This is a genomic window from Streptomyces sp. MGP-P1 (assembly GCF_057766565.1).
In genome coordinates, this window is sequence record NZ_JBYMEM010000001.1 from 1,583,349 (window position 1) to 1,603,454 (window position 20,106).

A 20,106-nucleotide genomic window follows, 5' to 3' on the forward strand; every position below is an offset into this window, starting at 1 on the left:
CGGCGGGCGAGCATGGTTGAGCTGAGCGGGGTGCTGGGGGTCGCGATGGTCGCCCTGGGCATGGTGCTCACCCCGGGCCCCAACATGATCTATCTCGTCTCCCGGAGCATCACGCAGGGGCGACGCGCGGGGGTGGTCTCCCTGAGCGGTGTGGCCGTGGGCTTCCTGGTCTACCTTCTGGCCACGAATCTCGGTCTTTCGGTGGTCTTCCTCGCGGTGCCCGAGCTGTACGTGGCCGTGAAGCTGGCCGGCGCCGCCTACCTGGCCTATCTGGCCTGGAACGCCCTGAGGCCCGGGGGCGTGTCCGTCTTCGCCCCCGAGGAGCTGCCGCACGACTCCCCGCGCAAGCTGTTCACCATGGGCCTGATGACGAATCTGCTCAACCCGAAGATCGCCATCATGTACCTCTCCCTCATCCCGCAGTTCATCAGCCTGGAGGCGGGAAACGTCCTGCTCCAGGGCTTTCTGCTGGGCTCCGTCCAGATCGTGGTGGCCCTCACCGTCAATCTGGGCATCGTCCTGGCGGCGGGAGCCATCGCCGTCTTCCTCGCCCGCCGCCCGTCCTGGCTCCGCGTCCAGCGCTACCTGATGGGCGCGGCGTTGGGCCTGCTCGCCGTCTCGGTGGCGACGGACACCTCGGCACCGGCCCGAGCATGATCAGAGCATGATGAGCAGTCGCGTGTCGGCCTTGAGCTTCCTGTTCACCGAACGGCTCTGCACATAGACCTCCAACTTGGGGTTGTTGCCGACTGAAGTTCCCCTGTGATCTTGGACACTCGTTCGTTATGCCGCGAGGGCGTGTTGGTGCCGCTGTGGTTTCGGAGGGTGTGAGGTAGCCGAAGATCTTGTGCTTGCGCGGGCGGCGGCGGTTGTAGAAGGTCTCGATGAAGGAAAAGACCTCGGCGCGGGCGGTGGCCCGGTCGGGCCAGGTACGGGTGCTGATCTCTTCCTTGAGCAGGGCCCAGAAGCTTTCCGCGGCAGCGTTGTCGTAACACGATCCGGTGCGTCCGCAGCTCTGCCGCAGCCCCAACGCCCGTATGTGATCGCGGAATTGCGCCGATGTGTACTCGCTGCCGCGATCGCTGTGGATCACGCATCCGGGCTCCAGGCCGCCTCGGCCGTAGGCCATGTCGAGGGCGTCGACGACGAGCTCGGCGCGGTGGTGGTCGGCCATGGCGTAACCGACGATCTCGCGGGTGGCCAGGTCCAGCCAGCAGGCGAGGTAGAGCCAGCCCTCGGCCGTCGGGAGGTAGGTGATGTCGCCGACCAGCCGGGTGCCGGGACGCTCGGCGTGGAAGTCGCGGACGATCAGGTCCGGGGCCGGCTTCGCCTTCGCATCCGGCCGGGTCAGCGAGCGGTGCTTGCGGCGGGTGACGCCGCGGATGTCGCGCTCACGCATTACGCGGGCGACGCGCTTGCGGTTCACCCGTCGGCCCAGGCGGCGCAGTTCGGCGTGGATGCGCGGGACACCATAGGTGTGCCGGGAAGCGATGTGCACCACGGTGATCTCGTGCGCGAGCGCGTCGTCGGTGGCCTGCCTGGCACGACGGGCGGCCTCGCCCTCGCACCAGGCGTAGTACGAGGAGCGGGCCACCTTCAGCACCCGGCACAGCAGGACGATCGGGTATGTCGCCTTCTCCGCGTGGATCAACCGGTACAACGCGGTCACCGGTCGTTCTCCTTCACGAAGAAGGCCGTCGCTTTTTTCAGGATCTCGATCGTCTGCTGCTGTTCACGGACCTCCTTGCGCAGCCGCTTGAGCTCCTCGCGCTCGGCGCTGGTCAGCTCACCGGAGCCACCCTCTCCCCGGTCCGCCTTCGCCCGGCGGTACCAGCCGCGCAGGGACTCGGAACTGATGCCCAGTTCCCGGGCGACGGCGGTGACCGTCTTGCCCGAGGAGTCGACGAGCGCGATCGCGTCCCGCTTGAACTCCTCGGTGTACCGCTTCGTGTACTTGTTTCCCACCTGGTGCTACTTCCTCTGGAACCTCGAGTCCCAGTCTCCAGGTGTCCACGATCAAGGGGAAGCTTCAAGTGCGACCGCCTCCTTCACCGCCGACACCAGTGCACGTGCGGCAACTTCCCGCGTGGCCACTGACGCGCCATTCAGGCCAGTTATTGGCTGACACAAGTAGAAAAGATACTTTTTACCTCGGAATCCGGCGCTGCCCCTCGATGCACTGCCATGATTCATCCGAAAGGTATGTGACATTTCACATTGCTCTCCAGTGAGGGCAACGAAAGAGAGAGGGACCCCATGAAGAGTCTTGCCGCTGTTGCGGTCGCCGCTGCGACCCTGGCTGCCCTGGCCACCGGCCAGGAAGCCGTCGCCGCGCCGACCGGGTCGGCCGGCCCCGTCATCACCTGCGGCACCCCCGGTGCGCCCGGGATCTTGCTGACCCGAGCCTGTGTCGAGGTGACCGGCAACCAGGTGCGCTTCTACGGGGTCGCAGCCACGACCAACTCCGGGTGGCAGCCCCAGCAGGTCGGCTTCACGGTCTCCGGAACGGTTGTCGGCGGCGCCCCGATCGCGCCCATCAACCCGACCGTGCTCGTGCAGGCGGGTGCGACCTCGGTCGGCAGTATCGTCACTACCGCGCCGTGCGGTTCGACGGTCACCAACAGCTTCTCCGTGAACCAGTGGGGCTGGCCCCCGTCGACCGCCACCGTCTCGGCCGTGGTGTCCTGCTGACCAAAGGCTTCGCCCGGCCCCTGAGCCCACACCAAGGCTGAAACGGGACCAAACCGACCCGCCGGGCTCCAATGCCAGCCACTTCCAGGTAGAGCCTGGCGAGTAGCAGGTCCGCGCACCATGAGGAGGGCCGCCGTCCGTGAGGCACGGCGGCCCTTCGGCAGCGGCTTGCCCAATACTGAGGTTGTAGGCGCGATTGAAGCTTCCCCTTGATCGTGGACACCTGGAGACTGGGACTCGAGGTTCCAGAGGAAGTAGCACCAGGTGGGAAACAAGTACACGAAGCGGTACACCGAGGAGTTCAAGCGGGACGCGATCGCGCTCGTCGACTCCTCGGGCAAGACGGTCACCGCCGTCGCCCGGGAACTGGGCATCAGTTCCGAGTCCCTGCGCGGCTGGTACCGCCGGGCGAAGGCGGACCGGGGAGAGGGTGGCTCCGGTGAGCTGACCAGCGCCGAGCGCGAGGAGCTCAAGCGGCTGCGCAAGGAGGTCCGTGAACAGCAGCAGACGATCGAGATCCTGAAAAAAGCGACGGCCTTCTTCGTGAAGGAGAACGACCGGTGACCGCGTTGTACCGGTTGATCCACGCGGAGAAGGCGACATACCCGATCGTCCTGCTGTGCCGGGTGCTGAAGGTGGCCCGCTCCTCGTACTACGCCTGGTGCGAGGGCGAGGCCGCCCGTCGTGCCAGGCAGGCCACCGACGACGCGCTCGCGCACGAGATCACCGTGGTGCACATCGCTTCCCGGCACACCTATGGTGTCCCGCGCATCCACGCCGAACTGCGCCGCCTGGGCCGACGGGTGAACCGCAAGCGCGTCGCCCGCGTAATGCGTGAGCGCGACATCCGCGGCGTCACCCGCCGCAAGCACCGCTCGCTGACCCGGCCGGATGCGAAGGCGAAGCCGGCCCCGGACCTGATCGTCCGCGACTTCCACGCCGAGCGTCCCGGCACCCGGCTGGTCGGCGACATCACCTACCTCCCGACGGCCGAGGGCTGGCTCTACCTCGCCTGCTGGCTGGACCTGGCCACCCGCGAGATCGTCGGTTACGCCATGGCCGACCACCACCGCGCCGAGCTCGTCGTCGACGCCCTCGACATGGCCTACGGCCGAGGCGGCCTGGAGCCCGGATGCGTGATCCACAGCGATCGCGGCAGCGAGTACACATCGGCGCAATTCCGCGATCACATACGGGCGTTGGGGCTGCGGCAGAGCTGCGGACGCACCGGATCGTGTTACGACAACGCTGCCGCGGAAAGCTTCTGGGCCCTGCTCAAGGAAGAGATCAGCACCCGTACCTGGCCCGACCGGGCCACCGCCCGCGCCGAGGTCTTTTCCTTCATCGAGACCTTCTACAACCGCCGCCGCCCGCGCAAGCACAAGATCTTCGGCTACCTCACACCCTCCGAAACCACAGCGGCACCAACACGCCCTCGCGGCATAACGAACGAGTGTCCAAGATCACAGGGGAACTTCACGTGAGTGCTCCCCCGAGTGATGCTTCGACTGTATGTGCAGGCAGTGACAGTGGAGTCCGACCGGCCACCACTGCCTCCACCACCGCCGCCCACCACCGCCGGTCGCCCCGCGCACGGGGGAGCCGGGGCCGGCGCCGATGGCGCCGACCCCGGCCGGAGGGGGTGAAGCGGCGGGTCAGTACTCGGTGGTGAGGGTGGCGCCGTTGAAGGCGGCCGCCGCGTGGAGGCTGATGTAGTTGGCGCCGGACGGCGGGTTGCTGATGGTCAGGGTGTGGGAGTTGCCGGGGCCGGTGGCGCGGTTGGTGTGCGCGCCGGTGGTGGCCCAGTTGCGGTTGCTGTAGTAGAGGTCGGCGTTGCCGGTGCCGCCGCTGACGGTGATCTTCAGCGTCCTGGTGCCGGCCGGGATGTTCAGGTAGTGGTAGGCGTAGTTGCCGGTGGTGGCGGAGAGGTTGCCACGACGGCAGTTCTTGCCCAGCAAGCGGGTGTCGGAGGCGGTGCACTCGCCGACGGTGGAGCCGCCGGTCACGGTGACCGTCCGGGTGGTGGTGGCCGTGGTGCCCTTGTCGTCGGTCACGGTCAGCCGGACGGTGTAACTCCCCGCGGCGCTGTAGGTCTTGGCGGGGTTGGTCTGGGTGGAGGTGGTGCCGTCGCCGAAGTCCCAGGCGCGGGAGGCGATGGTGCCGTCGGCGTCGGTGGAGCGGTCGGTGAGCGTGACGGTCAGGTCCTTGACCGCGGCGGTGAACTCGGCGGTGGGGGCCTGGTTGCCCGGCTGGCCGCCGCCACCGCAGTCACCTGCGGCGCAGGCCGCAAGCCAGGTCTTCCAGTCGCTGTCGTAGCGGGTGCCGATGGTGCTGGTGAGGTAGGTGCGGGCCGCGCTCCACTCGCCGGCGCGGTAGTGGGCGAGCACCTTGTCCAGGTCGGCGGGGTGCTTCTCCAGCATGTAGCGCACGGCGAGGTAGCCCCAGCGGTAGACCCGGTTGGTGTCGTGGCTGTAGTCGGTGCTGAAGAGGGTGGAGAGGGCGTAGGTGCCCTTGCCCGCCTCGGTCATCGCCGCGGTGTAGGGCTCCTCGCGGTAGTGGTAGGAGATGTACTCCGCGAAGCCCTCGACCCACCAGATGGTGGGAGTGGTCATGTTGTCGGCGAAGTCGCCGTGCATCGTGAAGCGGCCGTCGAGGTAGTGGGTGTACTCGTGGTTGAGGTTCCAGATGTGGAAGTCCGGCCGCAGCCACTCGGCCTCGTAGGCGATGAAGCGGGGCTGGTTGCCCACGACGGAGGGGTCGCCCTCCAGGTACATGCCGCCGTTGTTGGTGTCGATCCCGTACATGGCGCCGGCGTAGGTCTGGTAGTCGTCGCTGGAGTCGTAGGCGATCACCTCGATGGCGGTGTTGTTGTCGTCGGCGACCGGGCCGTTGTCCTTGGCGATCCGGTGGAAGTAGGCGTCCTGCTGGATGAGGCTGGTGCAGCTGGCGCTCAGCTCGGCGGACGTCATCTGCTGGGCCAGGATGCGGATGCTGGGGCTACAGGTGTGGCGGACCGGCAGGACCTCGCGCTTGAGGCGCTCCTGGAGGTCGCAGACGCCGTACGTGGCGCAGTTCGCCTTGTCGTAGTAGTCGGCCATCTCCGCTATGCCCACCCAGAGCGGGGCGGTGGGGCCGGTGATGGAGGTGTCCCGGAGCAGGGCGGTGACCAGCGGCCGGACCTTGCTCCGCAGGCTCGTGTGCTGGAGGAACCGGCCCAGTTCACGTCCGGCGTTGGAGGTCAGGTACGCGTGGTCGCCCTCCAGCAGGGAGAGGTGGTCGGCGGCGAAGCGGTGCAGCGAGTCGATGAGGCTCGGGTCCGACTCGACGGCGCTGACGAACGCGGGCACATAGTGGCCCCGGAAGGTCACCGTGTAAACCTTGTTGAGCGCGGCGAGCATCCGTGAGGACGCGTTCCAGGAGGAGTCGTAGTCGGCCAGCATCCGCTTGACGACGGGGATGTACCGGGCGTTCTCCTGGGCGCTGTCGATCAGGACGACCGCCTCGGAGAGCGTGTCGCCGTTGGCGTCGGTGACGTCACGCGAGCGGGGGCTGGCGAAGAACGCGTCGAGGCCCGAGCGGATCGCGGTCTGGAGGGTGGGGCCGTACGGTCCGACGACGTCCGGGTTGTACCACTGCACGTAGTACCCGGCGCGGAGGTACAGCACGAGCTGCGGGATGCCGGTGCTCCCGTCACCCGGGTAGGAGGCGGCGTTGTCGCGCAGCGCGTAGGCCACCGAGGTCATCTGGGCTTCTCGGAAAGCCAGTTGGGCGTTGCTGCCGGTCAGGCTGAACAGGGTGTTCACGCAGTCCGTGGTGGACGCCCTGATGTGCCGGACCAGTTCGGCGCCGGTGCGGCCGGTGAATTCGGCCGGGTCGCACGCGGCGGCCGCCTTCGCCGAGGACTTCTGGCCCGCGCTCTGCTTCGACGGGGCGTCGTGCTCGCCGTAGGCCTCCTTGAGGGGGGACTTGTCGGCGCTCAGCGGGGGGAGCTGGGACGCCTTCAACCGGTCCTTGGCCTGGTGGCCGGTGTCCGAGGTGGGGGACTGCTGCGCCTGCGGCGCGGGGTCGACCGACCCGGCGGGACGGGACGACTGGGACGCGTTCGATGCCGTGGCGGCCGAAGGGGAGTTCGGCTGCGCCTGGGCCGGCTGCGCGAGCAGCGCGACGCTCATCGCCCCGGCCAGAGCCAGGGGCAGAACGGCACCCACACCTCGGCGGACGAGTGTGGTTCTCACGTTGTTTCCTCCCATGAGGGATCGGAGGCACGCACATGCGTGACCGATGGGATGCACAGGGCGTGGGGCAGGGGGTGTTGTCGTGCCGTGCCGTGCTGTCGGCCGGACGGAAGGGGGCCGCCGTTCGGCATTGACATGCCCACGCCCTGTGACATGTACAATGGCACAGGTCACACATCACTGGGAAGACATGTGGCCGAATCCGGTACGACTTTCCGGTGAACGCGGCCCGGCGGGGTGGGGTGGCCCGGCGGGCGGAGGCGGCCCGAGGGTATTCCGGGCCGCCGGGAGCCTCGGGCCTCTCAGCCCGTATCGGGGAAGTGGCAGGCCGCCGTACGCGCGCCGGAGCCCACGACCTGGAGCAGCGGCCGCTCGGTACGGCACACGGCCTGCGCCTTGGGGCAGCGCGGATGGAAACCGCAGCCGCTGGGCGGCGAGGCCGGGCTCGGCGGGTCGCCGAGCAGGAGGATCCGCTCCCGGCGGCGCTCCGCCGCCGGGTCGGGCAGCGGGACCGCCGAGAGCAGCGCCCGGGTATAGGGGTGCGCCGGCCTGTCGTACAGCTCGCGCTTGTCGCCGATCTCGACGATGCGGCCCAGGTACATCACCGCCACCCGGTCGCACACCCGCTTCACGACGGACAGGTCGTGGGCGATGAAGAGGAACGACAGGCCCAGTTCCTCGCCCAGACGCTCCATCAGGTTGACGACCTGGGCCTGCACGGACACGTCGAGCGCGGAGACCGGCTCGTCGGCGACGATCAGGCGGGGGCCGGTCGCCAGGGCGCGGGCGATGCCGATGCGCTGGGCCTGGCCGCCGGAGAACTGGTACGGGTGCCGGTCCAGGTGTTCGGAGCCCAGCCCCACCAGGTCGAGCAGTTCGGCGGCCCGGTCCCGGGCCGCCCCGACCGTGGCCCCCTGCACGAGCAGGGGCTCGGAGATGATCCGGGCGACGGTCTGCCGGGGGTTCAGGGAGGCGTGGGGGTCCTGGAAGATGATCTGGAGGTGCTGCCGGACCGGTCGCAGCTCGCGCTGGGACAGATGCGTGATGTCGCGGCCCTCGAACTCGACGGTCCCGGCGGTGGGTTCGAGCAGTCGGACCAGCATCCGGCCCGTGGTCGACTTGCCGCAGCCGGACTCTCCGACCAGCCCGAGGGTCTCCCCTGCGGCGAGCTCCAGATCGACGCCGTCCACCGCGCGGACCGGCGCGGCGGCGCGGCCCAGGACGCGGCGGCCGGGGAACGTCTTCACCAGCCCGCGTACGGACAGCAGGGGCGCGGCGCCATCCTCCGTAGAACTCGCTGTTGCAGGAGGGGGCTTGGGGAGGGTGGGTTTCATCGGGCCTCCTCGGCCGGTACGGGGGCCCCGCCGGGCGGACCGGGGTGCGGGACGGTCGGGACGGCCGAAAGGGGCAGGTGGCAGGCGACCAGCCGGCCGCCGCCGGGCACGGCCACGGGGCGGGGGCTCTCCCCGGCGCAGCGGGCCCGCTCCGGGGCGGTGGCGGCAGCGGCCCTGGGGCAGCGCGGTTCGAAGGGGCAGCCGGGTCTCGGTTCGGCGGGTGACGGCGGGGAGCCGGGGATCGCGCGCAGCGGTGCGTCGTCCGGGTCGTCCAGTCGGGGCAGGGAGTCCAGGAGGCCCCGGGTGTAGGGGTGCGCGGGGCTGTGGAACAGCTCGTCCACCGGGGCCTGTTCGGCGCCGCGTCCGCCGTACATGACGAGCACCTCGTGGGCGACGCGGGCCACCACGCCCAGGTCGTGGGTGATCATCAGGACGCCGAGCCCGCGTTCCTGTTGGAGCCGGGCGATCAGTTCGAGGATCTGCGCCTGGACGGTGACGTCGAGCGCGGTGGTCGGCTCGTCGGCGACGAGGAGTTCGGGCTCGCAGGCGAGGGCCATGGCGATCATGGCGCGCTGGCGCATGCCGCCGGAGAACTGGTGCGCGTACTCCCCCGCCCGGCGGGCCGGTTCGGGGATGCCGACCTCGCCGAGCATCTCCACGGCGCGTCTGCGGGCGACGCGCCGGCCGCTGCCGAAGTGATGGCGATGGGCCTCCGCGATCTGCTCGCCGACGGTGTACGCGGGGTGCAGTGCGGAGAGCGGGTCCTGGAAGACCATGGCCATCCGGCGGCCGCGCAGCCGGCCGAAGCGGCGGTCGGTCAGGCCGAGGAGTTCCTGTCCGGCGAGGGTGATCGATCCGCTCACGTGGGCCCGGCGGTGCAGGCCCATCACGGCGAGGGAGGTGACCGACTTGCCGGATCCGGACTCGCCGACCAGACCCAGGGTGCGGCCGGCCTCCACGGTGAAGGAGACCCCGTCGACCGCCTGGACGGTTCCGGCGGGGGTGTCGAAGGCGACCCGCAGGTCGTGGACGCGGAGCAGGGGGTGGTCCGGTGCGGTGGTGGGCGGCACGTCAGTTCCTCACCCTCGGGTCGACGACGGCGTACAGGAGGTCGATGACGACGTTGGCCGCCACGATGAAGAAGGCCGCGAGCAGGGTCACGCCGAGCACGACGGGCTGGTCGGAGCGTTGCAGGGCGTCGTAGAAGAGCCGGCCGACGCCGGGGATCCCGAAGATGGACTCGGTGATGACCGCTCCGGCCAGCAGGGCGCCGAGGTCCATCCCGAAGAGCGTGAGGACCGGCATCATCGCGGACCGCAGGCCGTGTTTGACCACGACGGTCCGGGCGGGCAGGCCCTTGGCGCGGGCGGTCCTGATGTACGGCTGCGCCATCGTCTCGATCATCGAACTGCGGCTCTGCCGGGCGTACATGGCGGCGTAGAGCAGGGCCAGGGCGATCCACGGCAGCAGCAGGTTGGCGGCCCAGGCGAGGGGGTCGTCGGTGAGTGGGACGTAGGCGGGGTAGGGCAACAGCCCGGTCAGCCGGACCAGCCCGTACAGGAGCATCACCGCGGTGAAGTAGACGGGCAGGGAGGCGGTGGCCACCGCGCCGACCATCAGGGTGCGGTCGAGCAGCCCGCCCTTGCGCAGGGCGGCGGTCACCCCGGCGCTCAGCCCGAGCACCAGCCACAGGCTTGCGGCGCCGAAGGCCAGGGAGACGGAGACGGGCAGGCGGTCCATCAGCAGGTCCCACACCGGCAGGGCGTTCTCGTAGGAGTAGCCGAGGCAGGGGAAGCCGCACTGCAACGCGTGGGGGCCGCTGCCCAGCTCGCGGCCGGCGAAGATCCCGACGAGGTAGTCGCCGAACTGTCGCCGGACGGGCTGGTCGAGGCCCATGAAGTGGCGGACCTCGGCGAGGCGTTCGGGGCTGCACGTCTTGCCGCAGGCCGCCGAGGCGGGGTCGGCGGGCAGCAGGTAGAAGATGACGAAGGTGACGGCGCAGATGGCGAGCAGAACGCCGGCCACGCCGAGGAGTCTGCGGACCAGGTAGGCGATCACGGGCGTCCGCCCTGGGGGTCGAGGATGTCGCGCAGCGCGTCGCCGAGGACCGTGAAGGCGAGGACGGCGACGAAGAGGAAGACGCTGGGGACGATGAAGTACATGGGGTCCGTCTCGTAGTAGGCGACGGCCTCGGCGATCATCTGGCCCCAGGAGGGGGTGGGCGGGCGCACGCCCACCCCGAGGAAGCTGAGCGCCGCCTCCGTGCTGATCATTCCGGGGATCAGCAGCGTGGTGTACGCGATGACGGGTCCGGAGATGTTGGGCAGCACCTGCCGGGTGAGGATGCGCCAGGGCCCGCTGCCGCAGGCGCGGGCGGCCTCGACGAACTCGCGGTGGCGCAGGGAGAGCGCCTCGGCGCGCACCACGCGGGCGATGCCGGGCCAGCCGAAGACGCCGATGACGACGGTCATCAGCACGACCCGGTTGACGTCCTGGGCCACGGACATCATCGCGATCATGAAGATGAGCGAGGGGAAGGACATGGTGAGGTCCATCAGCCGGCTCAGCACGGTGTCGACGCGCCCGCCGAAGTACCCGGCGGCGATGCCCGCGGCGGTGCCGGTGACGACGACGATCGCGGTGGCGGCGAAGGCGATCAGCAGGGACACCTGTGCGCCGTGGACGACGCGGGCGAACAGGTCGCGGCCGGTGACCGGTTCGACGCCGAGCCAGTGTTCGGCGCTGATGCCGCCGAGGGCGCCGTGGGGCAGGCCGCCGAGGTAGGGGTCGATGGCGTCGGCGTCGAAGGCGGTGGGCGACCAGCCGCCCATGCGGCTGAGCAGGGGCGCGGTGAGGGCGACCAGGATCAGCAGGGCGGCGGCGATCAGGGCGGTCCGGCTGCCCCGGTCGCCCCACAGGCGGCGCCAGGTGGTCCGCCAGAGGGCGTCGGGCAGGGCGGGTGAGCCGGGTCCGCCGGCTGTCGGGGCGTCGCCCGGTCCGGCGGCCGGGGCGGTGACGATGCTCATGGGAATGCGTCCTCGTCCCCTCAGCCCTTGCTTCGGGACGGGTCCTTGAGACCGATCACGGCGAAGTCGAACTGGCCGGTCCAGGAGGGGTGTCCGAAGGCTCCGGCGATGTTGTCGCCGACGAGCAGCGGCTTGCGCTCCCAGAGCAGGGGGACGGCCGGGGAGCTGCGCTGGATCTCCCGGTCGAGTGCGGTCCAGGCCTTGTTGGCGGCGGTCGCGTCGGCCATCGCGCCGATCTCGTCCATGCGGCGCTCGACGGCCTTGTCGCGGAACTGGGAGACGTTGCCCTGGTTGCCCTTGGGCTTGATGGTGCGGCCGTCGAAGACGAACGGCAGGAAGGTGGCGGCGGACGGGTAGTCCGGGCACCAGCCGCTGATGGCCATGTCGGGGGCGCCCGCGGTATCGCCGATGGTGTCGTAGTAGACCGAGGGGTCGACGGTCTCGATCCGCAGGCGTATGCCGACCCGGTCCAGGCTCTGCTGGAGCGCCTCGGCGCGGGTCTTGTCCCCGGTGGACACGGTGATCGTCGTGTCGAAGCCGTCGGCCTTCCCCGCCTCGGCGAGCAGCTTCTCGGCCTTCTTCACATCACCGGTTGCGGGCCCGCCGTGGAGCGGGGCGGCTGCACGGCCGCCGGTGAGGGACGGCGGCAGATAGGCGGTGGCGACGTCGTTGAGGGCCGGGCCGCCGTTGGCGGTCACCTGGGCCTCCTTGTCGACGGCGTACTGCATCGCGATGCGGAGCTTCGGGTCGTCGAACGGCGCCCGGGAGGTGTTCAGCGCGAGCATGTCCGTACAGCCGGTGCGCTCGGCGGAGAGCCGCTGCCGGATCTCCGGCTTCGGCAGGACCTTGGCGACGCTGGAGGGCTGGAGGTCGGACCACTCGACCGCCGAGGCGTCGATGCCCGCGCTCTCGATGATCCGGTCGTCGATCTGGCCGCCCTTGAGCCCCTGGATGACGACGATGCGGTCGGGGTAGGCCTTGCGCACCGGGTCGGTCGCCGCGTCCCAGTGGGTGTTGCGGACCAGCACCAGCTTCTTGCCGCGCGCGTAGCTCTCGATGCGGTACGGGCCGGAGGAGAAGGGCCGCAGGTCGTACTGGACGCCCTTCTCCCGGGACTCGGGCACGGGCGAGAAGGTGGGCAGCGTGACCGTGTAGGAGAACTCGGCGACGGGTCTGCGCAGCGAGAAGACGATGGTCCGGTCGTCGGGGGTCCGGATCGAGTCGAGGTGCTTGCCGTCCAGCGGACCGGCGTACCCCTCGGTGCCGGCCAGATAGCGCTGGGCGTAGTCGGGTCCGCCGGCGAGGTCGGGGGCGAAGGACCGCTCGACGTTGTACTTGATGTCGCGGGCCCGGATCGGGGTGCCGTCCTCGTAGACGAGGCCGGGCTTGAGGGTGAAGGTCCAGGTGCGGCCGCCGTCGGAGGATCTGCCGAGGTCGGTGGCGAGGTCGGGGACGATCTCGCTGCCCTTCTTCCCGGGTTCGGCGCGGAAGGTGGTCAGGGTGCGGTAGATCAGCCGGGTGCCGAAGTCCATCGTCGGCATGACCCAGTTGCGGGCCGGGTCCAGGTGGGCGAAGTCCTGGTTGGACAGCACGGTCAGGGTGCCGCCCCGCTTCGGCGTGCCGCCGATGACGGTGCCGGTCGCCACACCGGGCTGCCGCTCGTCCGGGTCGCGGTCGTCACCTCCCTGGGTGGTGCAGGCGCCCAGCAGGGTCAGGGCGAGCGAGGTGCTCAGGGATGCGGACAGCATCCGGGTGCGACGGGACATGGGTGCACTCCTCGTACGGGGAAGGGTCGCGGCAGAAGCGGTGCCGGGCCGGAGAACAGAAGGGGCAGCGGGCCGGGAGGACGAAAGCGGGAACGGGCGGGGAGGACGAGCGCGGGAACGGGCCGGGTGGAAAGAGGCGGCCCGGAGGGGGCCCGGTGATCCGGGCGGCCGAGCGGCCCGGCGGGCGACTGCTTGCGGAGAGCGAAGGCGAAGGGGAGCGGGCCGGGAGAACTGCGCCCGCATCCATGCGGTGTGACCCGTAACATAGTAATGTGAAATTGCACAGCCAAGGAGTGCGTCATCCCGTTACCGAAACGTGTCCGCGACGGGGACCGCCCAGCGGCCCTCCCGGCGGACCGCCCAGCGACCCTCTCAGCGGCCCGAAAGCGCCGCGGACGCGGGGCCCACGAGCGCTGACCGCCCGCCGCTACGGCATCCTCCACTCCCCCTCGAAGACCCTCGAAGGAGACCCATGACCGCGAAGTCCCCGGCCCAGGTACACACCGGCAGCCACGATCTGCCCGTCCCGGCCGCCCTGGACGCCTTCATGGCGACCGACTGGGCGCCGTCCCCCCTGCCCGCCGGCGCACAGGTCCCCGGCCGCGCCCTGCTGCCGGACCGTCTGGAGCGGCTGTCGGCCCGCTTCCCGGGGGAGCGGCTCGTCATACCCGCCGGGACGCTCAAGGTCCGCTCGAACGACACCGACCACCGCTTCCGGCCGCACAGCGCCTACGCCTGGCTGACCGGACTCACCGGCGAGGAGCAGCCCGACCACGTCCTGGTCCTCGAACCCTCCGGGCCCGAGGGGCACGAGGCGGTGCTCCACATCCGCCCCCGCTCCTCCCGGAACACCAGCGACTTCTACCGCGACCGCCGCTACGGCGAGTTCTGGGTCGGCCGCCGCCCCGACCTGGACGAGACGGCGGCGCTGACCGGGCTGCGCTGCGCCCACCTCGACGACCTGGCCGCACTCCTCACCGGCCCGCAGCCGCCGACCCGCCTGCTCGCCGGCGTCGACGCCCGGGTGGACCGCCTGCTGGCCACCCGGGCCCACACCCCGGCGGGGGACGCCGAGCTGGACGCCGCGCTCGCCGAACTCCGGCTGCGGAAGGACGCCTGGGAGGTCGCCCAGCTCCAACTGGCCGTCGACCACACCACGGCGGGCTTCGAGGACGTCGCGCGCGCCCTGCCCGACGCCCTGCGCCACCCCCGGGGCGAGCGGTGGATCGAGGGCGTGTTCCAGCTGCGCGCCCGGAGCGAGGGCAACGGCACGGGGTACGAGACCATCGCGGCGGCGGGCGCGCACGCCTGCGTCCTGCACTGGATCCGCAACGACGGACCGCTCGACCCGTCCCAACTGCTCCTGCTCGACGCGGGGGTGGAGACCGACACCCTCCACACCGCCGACATCACCCGCACCCTCCCGCTGTCGGGCCGCTTCTCGCCGGCCCAACGCGACGTCTACGAACTGGTGCTGGCCGCGCAGGAGGCCGCGATCGGCGTCCTGCGTCCCGGGGCCCGGTTCCGGGACTTCCACCGCGAGGCAATGCGGGTCATCGCCGAGGGACTGCACGCGTGGGGCATCCTGCCGGTGTCGCCCGAGGAGGCGCTCGCCGACGACAGCGGCCTGTACCGCCGCTACACCCTGTGCAGCAGCGGGCACATGCTCGGCATCGACGTGCACGACTGCGCGCGGGCCCGCGCGGAGGCCTATCTCGACGGCGTGCTGGAGGAGGGCCATGTCCTCACCGTCGAGCCCGGCCTCTACCTCCAGCCGGACGACGAGACGCTGCCGCCCGAGCTGCGCGGCATGGGCGTGCGGATCGAGGACGACCTGGTGATCACCGCGGACGGGGCGAAGCTGCTCTCCGGCGCGCTGCCCCGTACGGTCGACGGCGTCGAGGCGTGGATGGCCCGCCTCCTGGACAGCTGACAGCGCCGAGCTCGACAGCACCGGCCTTCGACCGATGAGGCACCGCGCAACGTGACATTGTATAGTGCGGTGCCACATCATTGAAGGGGAACGCATGAGTGAGCTGAAGTCCCGCAAACTCATCTCGGTGCAGGAGCATCTGCGCGACCAGGTCGCCAACGCGCTGCGCGCCGCGCTGATCGCGGGGGAACTCCAGCCGGGCGTGATCTACTCGGCGCCCACGCTCGCCGCCGAGTACGGCGTCTCCGCCACGCCCGTGCGCGAGGCCATGCTGGATCTGGCCCGCGAGGGCCTGGTCGAGGCGGTGCGCAACAAGGGGTTCCGCGTCACGGAACTCTCCGAGCGCGACCTGGACGAGTACACGGAGATCCGCGCCCTCATCGAGATCCCCACCATCGGCCGCGTGACCCGCACCGCCTCCCGCGAGCAGTTGGAGGCGGTGCGTCCGGTGGCCGAGGAGATCGTGACCGCCGCGCAGGGCGGCGACCTGATCGCCTACCTGGAGTCGGACCGCCGTTTCCACCTCGACCTGCTCGCCCTCGCCGGGAACGCGCGCCTGGTGGAGACCGTGGCCGACCTGCGCAAGCGCTCCCGGCTCTACGGGCTCACCGACCTGTCCCAGGAGGGGGCGCTGGTGGGTTCGGCGCGGGAGCACACCGCACTCCTGGACATCATGATCGCGGGCGACGCGGAGGGGGCCGAGGAGCACATGCGCCGCCATCTCGCGCATGTGCGGACCCTGTGGGCGGACCGGAAACGGGAAGCCGAACGCGCCGCCCCGCCGCGCAAGCTCGGCGCACGCTGACGCGAAGCGCGGTCGGGGCCGGGGCATGGTGACCCCGAAGTCGGCGCGGGGTGGCGTGCGTTGACGTAACGGCCCCGCGAGGGGCGGCACGTCTTGCAGCCGAGGGCCGCACGGAACGCCGCGCAGGGTGACGCCGAAGTAGGCGCGGGGCGGCGCGCGTTGCGGCAGCAGTCCGCGCGGGGTAGGGGCGGCGTATGTTGGCGCAGCAACCCACGCGAAGCGGGCATGACTTGGCACCGAAGACCGCGCGGAACGCCGCTCATGTTCGCGCCGAAGTCGGCTCGGGGCGGCGCGTGTTGCCGTAACGGCCCCGCGAGGGGCACGGATGCGGCTCGGCGTCGGCGGGGCACTCAGCTCCGTCCCCTCGGCATCCCCTCCTCCGCCTCCACCCCCGCCGTCCCCTCCTTCCGCCGGTGGGCCGCGACGGCGACCACCAGGTCCTGCCAGCCCATCCCGCACGTCTTCACGACCAGCGGCCGACCGGCCGGGACGTCGCCCCATGAGCCGTTCAGCTCCGCGAGGGTGACGAGGTCGTCCGGGGCGAGCGCGCCCTCGCGGATCGCCATGACGACGTCGCCCGCCTCGCGGAGGGCGGTCGCGCGGCTCTCCACCAGGACGGTGGCGCGCCCCATCAGCACGCTGTCGAGCTCCCGCACGTCCGGTTCGTGCGAGCCGACCGCCAGCACCACCGCGGCGTCGCGCACCAGCCTCCCGTCGACCACCGGTTCGCGTGCGGACGTCGCGGTGACGACGACGTCCGCGCGCCGCACCGCGGCCGCCGCTCCCCCGTCGTCCGCCGTCAGACTCCGGTCCGCCCAGCCGGGCACGGGCCCCCCGCGCCGAGTGACGACCGTGACGTCGGCCACCGGAACATGGGCCCGTACGGCGGCCACGTGCCCCTCCCCCTGGGGGCCCGCGCCGAAGACCACCAGGCGCAGCCCCCCGCCCCCGCCGGCGAGCGCGCGCAGCCGGTCCAGGCCGGCCGCGACTGTGACGGCGGGGGTGCGCAGGGTCGTCAGCGCCACCCCGTCCAGCTGGGCCACCGGCGTCAGGGTCGCGCTGTCGTGCAGCAGATACGTGGCGTTGATCCGCCGCAGCCCGCGCGCCGCGTTGCCGGGCGCGACGGTGGCGATCTTCACGCCGAACCAGCCGCCGGACTCCGAGGGCATGAGCAGCCCCTGCCCGTGGGCCAGCGGCACGACCGCCCGCGGTATGTCGCCGTCCGGGTCGAGCCCCCCGGCCAGCGCCGCCCGGATCGCGGCGACGGCCCCGGCCGGACCGAGCGCGAACACGTCCGCGGCGTCGAGCTTCACCGTCATCGCAGCACGAACCCGGGTACGAGGGTGTCGTCGGGATCGACGGTGAAGCGGCTCGCTCCGGTGGCGTACGCGGTTCCCGTCACGGCCGGGACGACCGCGGGGCGGCCGTGGGCCGTGGTGTCCCGTTCGATCCGGGCGCGGAAGACGGAGCCCACCACCGACTCGTGCCTCAGCTCGTCGCCGAGGCGCAGTTCCCCGGCGTCGGCGAGGAGCGCCACCCGGGCCGCGGTGCCCGAGCCGCACGGGGAGCGGTCGACCTGGCCGTCCGCGAACACCGTGACGTTGCGGTGGTGCAGCAGCAAGGTGCCGTCGGGCCGTTCGACCGGGTCGCCCGCCTCCTCGGTGAACACCGTCCCGTAGACGCCGGACAGCCGGGCGTCCTCGGGGTGTTCGGCGGCGTGGGCGGCGTTCAGCGCGTCGCGGATCTCGCGGCCGGCCGCGACGAGCGCGGTGACGTCCCGCGGCCGGACCCGCAGGCCGAGCCGGTGGGCCGGGAGCACGGCGTACATGGCGCCGCCGTAGGCGATGTCGACGGTGACGGGGCCCTGCGAGGTGGCCACCTCGACGCCGCGCGCGTGGACATGGCCGGGGACGTTGACGAACGTCACGTCCGCGACCCGGCCGCCGACCGTGCGCACGCTCGCCGTGACGCGGCCGGAGGGGACGTCGATGACGACGTCCGTCGTGCCGTCGGCCGGCGCCGGGACCAGGCCGGTGGCGACCGCCCAGGCGCCGAGGGCGATCGTGCCGTGGCCGCAGGCCGTGGAGAAGCCGTCCTTGTGCCAGAAGAGGGCGCCGAGGTGGGCCCCGGCGTCGTCTGGCGGCACCAGGAAGGCCCCGTACATGTCGGCGTGGCCGCGCGGTTCGCCGCACAGCAGGGCCCGGGTCCACTGCACCCCGGCGTCGGCCATAGCGGCCGTGCGGCGCTCCGCGACGGTGGGCCCGTGCCCGGTCACGGCCGACGGGGGCACAGACACGATCCGGAACGGTTCGCCCCCGGTGTGCCAGTCGACCGTGTCGATCGGCCCGGTGTACGCCGTCCCGACCGGCCCGGTGTAAGGATCGGAGGTCATACGGTGAATCCCGTCGGATAGGGGTCCGTGGGGTCGAGGAGGTACTGCGCGGTCCCGGTGATCCAGGCGCGGCCGGTCACGGAAGGCAGTACGGCGGGCCTGCCGCCGACCGTGGTCTCCGCCAGGATCCGGCCCGTGAAGCGGGAGCCGATGAAGGACTCGTTGACGAAGTCCTGCCCGGTCCTCAGCAGTCCCCGCGCGTGCAGTTGGGCCATCCGGGCACTGGTTCCCGTCCCGCAGGGCGAGCGGTCGAACCAGCCGGGGTGGATGGCCATGGCGTGCCGCGAGTGCTCGGCGGTGGAGCCGGGCGCCTCCAGGTAGACGTGGTGGCAGACGTCGATCGCGGGGTTCTCCGGATGGACCACCGGGTTCCGCTCGTTGATCGCCCCCATGACGGCCAGGCCCGCCTCCAGCAGCCGTCCCTTCTCCGCCCGGTCGTAGGGGATGCCGAGGTCCTCGGTGCGCACGATGGCGTAGAAGTTGCCGCCGTACGCCATGTCGTAGCGGACCGGGCCGAACCCCTCGACCTCGACGACCTGGTCCAGCGCGTGGCTGTAGGAGGCGACGTTCTCCAGGGTGACGGACTCGGCGCGGCCGTCGCGCACGGCGACCCGTGCCGTGACGAGGCCGGCGGGGGTGTCGAGGCGGATGAGGGTCTCCGGTTCGACCGCCTCGACCATGCCCGTCTCCACGAGGACCGTCGCCACGCCGATGGTGCCGTGGCCGCACATGGGCAGGCAGCCGGAGACCTCGATGAACAGCACGCCGAAGTCGGCGTCCGGCCGGGTCGGGGGCTGGAGGATCGCTCCGGACATGGCCCCGTGCCCGCGCGGCTCGCACATGAGCAGGGTGCGCAGTCCGTCGCGCTCGGCCAGGAACCGCTGCCGTCGCTCGGCCATCGTCGCGCCCAGCAGGACGCCCACCCCGCCGGTGATGACCCGGGTCGGCATGCCCTCGGTGTGCGAGTCGACCGCGTGGTAACAGACCGTGGAGCGCACGTCAGTTCACCCCCGCGTCGATGAGGGCCTGGGTGGCGGCGCGGACGACGGCCTCGGTCTCCGGGGCCAGGGTCTGCCGGGGCGGACGGCAGCCGCCGCCGGTCCGGCCGATCATGTCCTGGCCGAGCTTGATCGCCTGGACGAACTCGGTCCTGCTGTCCCAGCGCAGTACGGAGTGGAGCTGCCGGTAGAGCGGGAGCGCGGTGTCCAGATCTCCCGCGAGCGAGGCGTTGTAGAGGTCGAGGCAGGCGCGCGGGAAGACCTGGGGGTAGCCCGCGACCCAGCCCTTGGCGCCGGCGACGCCGACTTCCAGGAGGGTGTCGTCGGTGCCGATGATCAGGTCGAGTCCGGGGGCGAGTTCGTTGATGGCGTAGCACCTGCGGACGTCGCCGGAGAACTCCTTCACGCCCACGATGAACCCTTCGGCGTGCAGCTTGGCCAGCAGCTCCGGGCGCAGGTCGACCTTGGTGTCGATGGGGTTGTTGTAGGCGGTGACGGGGAGTCCGGCGGACGCGACCATCGCGTAGTGCTCCAGGACGGCGCGGTCGTCGGCCCGGTAGGCGTTGGGGGGCAGGCACATGACGGCCTGGCAGCCGGCGTCCTTGGCGAACCGCGCGTGCCGCCTCGCCTCGATCGCGCCGTACGCTCCGACGCCCGGCATCACGGTGAAGCCCTCGGGGGCGTTGGCGACGGCGGTCTCCACGACGCGGTCGCGCTCCTCGTACGTCAGGGTCTGGTATTCGCCCAGCGAGCCGTTCGGGGCGACGCCGTGCAGGCCCTGTTCGGCGAGCCAGGCGACGTTGTCGCCGTACGCGCCGTGGTCGACGGCGAGGTCCTGGTCGAACGGGAGGCTCGTCGCGACGATGACGCCGTGCCAGGGCATGCGGGTGGGAAGGGAGGTGCGGTCCAGGTCCAGGTCCATGGGA

17 protein-coding genes and 1 pseudogene are annotated in these 20,106 nt (G+C 71.3%); 6 read left to right on the forward strand and 12 right to left on the reverse strand.

The window, feature by feature from the left end:
* Positions 1–12 precede the first annotated feature (12 nt).
* Entirely contained in the window at positions 13–657 is a 645-nt protein-coding gene (locus AC3CH1_RS06995) for a LysE family translocator (RefSeq protein ID WP_397921802.1), read from the forward strand.
* Between the two features lie 178 nt (positions 658–835).
* Here AC3CH1_RS06995 and AC3CH1_RS07000 read toward each other — a convergent pair.
* Positions 836–1,669 (reverse strand): annotated as a pseudogene (locus AC3CH1_RS07000) (IS3 family transposase); the annotation flags it as partial.
* The gene (locus AC3CH1_RS07005; RefSeq protein ID WP_488462068.1) at positions 1,666–1,965 is read right to left on the reverse strand and encodes a transposase; all 300 of its coding nucleotides are present in this window, start codon (positions 1,963–1,965) and stop codon (positions 1,666–1,668) included. The pseudogene AC3CH1_RS07000 and the gene AC3CH1_RS07005, both read right to left, overlap by 4 nt.
* Positions 1,966–2,256: 291 nt before the next feature.
* Here AC3CH1_RS07005 and AC3CH1_RS07010 point away from each other — a divergent pair, with 291 nt between their 5' ends.
* The 3 genes from AC3CH1_RS07010 (at position 2,257) to AC3CH1_RS07020 (ending at position 4,175) form a co-directional block, all read left to right on the forward strand.
* Positions 2,257–2,691, forward strand: a complete 435-nt coding sequence (locus AC3CH1_RS07010) for a hypothetical protein (RefSeq protein WP_488462069.1) — start codon at positions 2,257–2,259, stop codon at positions 2,689–2,691.
* 264 nt (positions 2,692–2,955) lie between these two features.
* Positions 2,956–3,255 carry a transposase gene (locus AC3CH1_RS07015; RefSeq protein ID WP_488462068.1) on the forward strand — a complete coding sequence of 100 codons (300 nt, stop codon included), beginning with the start codon at positions 2,956–2,958 and terminating at the stop codon, positions 3,253–3,255.
* Positions 3,252–4,175: an IS3 family transposase gene (locus AC3CH1_RS07020; protein ID WP_488462070.1), complete on the forward strand. Its 924-nt coding sequence runs from the start codon at positions 3,252–3,254 to the stop codon at positions 4,173–4,175. Before AC3CH1_RS07015 ends, AC3CH1_RS07020 begins: the two co-directional genes overlap by 4 nt.
* A 171-nt stretch (positions 4,176–4,346) precedes the next feature.
* On the opposite strand, the gene AC3CH1_RS07025 is transcribed toward AC3CH1_RS07020, so the two are convergent.
* The 6 genes from AC3CH1_RS07025 to AC3CH1_RS07050 form a co-directional block, all read right to left on the reverse strand.
* On the reverse strand, positions 4,347–6,899 hold the full coding sequence (locus AC3CH1_RS07025) for a collagenase (protein ID WP_488462169.1): 2,553 nt from the start codon (positions 6,897–6,899) through the stop codon (positions 4,347–4,349).
* Between the two features lie 329 nt (positions 6,900–7,228).
* Complete coding sequence (locus AC3CH1_RS07030; protein ID WP_488462071.1) at positions 7,229–8,260, reverse strand: ABC transporter ATP-binding protein; 1,032 nt, start codon at positions 8,258–8,260, stop codon at positions 7,229–7,231.
* Positions 8,257–9,330, reverse strand: coding sequence for an ABC transporter ATP-binding protein (locus AC3CH1_RS07035; protein ID WP_488462072.1), 1,074 nt, complete (start codon positions 9,328–9,330; stop codon positions 8,257–8,259). The genes AC3CH1_RS07030 and AC3CH1_RS07035 overlap by 4 nt, the downstream gene beginning before the upstream one ends.
* Position 9,331: 1 nt before the next feature.
* Positions 9,332–10,318: an ABC transporter permease gene (locus AC3CH1_RS07040; protein ID WP_488462073.1), complete on the reverse strand. Its 987-nt coding sequence runs from the start codon at positions 10,316–10,318 to the stop codon at positions 9,332–9,334.
* Entirely contained in the window at positions 10,315–11,286 is a 972-nt protein-coding gene (locus tag AC3CH1_RS07045; RefSeq protein WP_488462074.1) for an ABC transporter permease, read from the reverse strand. The genes AC3CH1_RS07040 and AC3CH1_RS07045 overlap by 4 nt, the downstream gene beginning before the upstream one ends.
* Positions 11,287–11,306: 20 nt before the next feature.
* Complete coding sequence (locus AC3CH1_RS07050; RefSeq protein ID WP_488462075.1) at positions 11,307–13,052, reverse strand: ABC transporter substrate-binding protein; 1,746 nt, start codon at positions 13,050–13,052, stop codon at positions 11,307–11,309.
* 472 nt (positions 13,053–13,524) lie between these two features.
* On the opposite strand from AC3CH1_RS07050, the gene AC3CH1_RS07055 reads away from it, so the two are divergent.
* Together AC3CH1_RS07055 and AC3CH1_RS07060 are read left to right on the forward strand one after the other, a co-directional pair.
* Positions 13,525–14,985, forward strand: a complete 1,461-nt coding sequence (locus AC3CH1_RS07055) for an aminopeptidase P family protein (RefSeq protein WP_488462076.1) — start codon at positions 13,525–13,527, stop codon at positions 14,983–14,985.
* A gap of 94 nt (positions 14,986–15,079) precedes the next feature.
* Positions 15,080–15,790 (forward strand): GntR family transcriptional regulator, encoded by a 711-nt coding sequence (locus tag AC3CH1_RS07060; protein ID WP_488462077.1) that lies wholly within the window; start codon positions 15,080–15,082, stop codon positions 15,788–15,790.
* A 350-nt stretch (positions 15,791–16,140) separates the two neighbouring features.
* Here AC3CH1_RS07060 and AC3CH1_RS07065 read toward each other — a convergent pair whose 3' ends face one another.
* The 4 genes from AC3CH1_RS07065 to AC3CH1_RS07080 are packed head-to-tail and all read right to left on the reverse strand — an operon-like array spanning position 16,141 to position 20,102.
* Positions 16,141–17,109 (reverse strand): ornithine cyclodeaminase family protein, encoded by a 969-nt coding sequence (locus tag AC3CH1_RS07065; protein ID WP_488462078.1) that lies wholly within the window; start codon positions 17,107–17,109, stop codon positions 16,141–16,143.
* Entirely contained in the window at positions 17,106–18,182 is a 1,077-nt protein-coding gene (locus AC3CH1_RS07070) for a proline racemase family protein (RefSeq protein WP_488462079.1), read from the reverse strand. The genes AC3CH1_RS07065 and AC3CH1_RS07070 overlap by 4 nt, the downstream gene beginning before the upstream one ends.
* Positions 18,179–19,180, reverse strand: a complete 1,002-nt coding sequence (locus AC3CH1_RS07075; protein WP_488462080.1) for a proline racemase family protein — start codon at positions 19,178–19,180, stop codon at positions 18,179–18,181. The genes AC3CH1_RS07070 and AC3CH1_RS07075 overlap by 4 nt, the downstream gene beginning before the upstream one ends.
* Position 19,181: 1 nt before the next feature.
* A complete protein-coding gene (locus AC3CH1_RS07080; RefSeq protein ID WP_488462081.1) occupies positions 19,182–20,102 on the reverse strand; it encodes a dihydrodipicolinate synthase family protein in 921 nt (306 codons plus the stop codon).
* Positions 20,103–20,106: the final 4 nt, after the last annotated feature.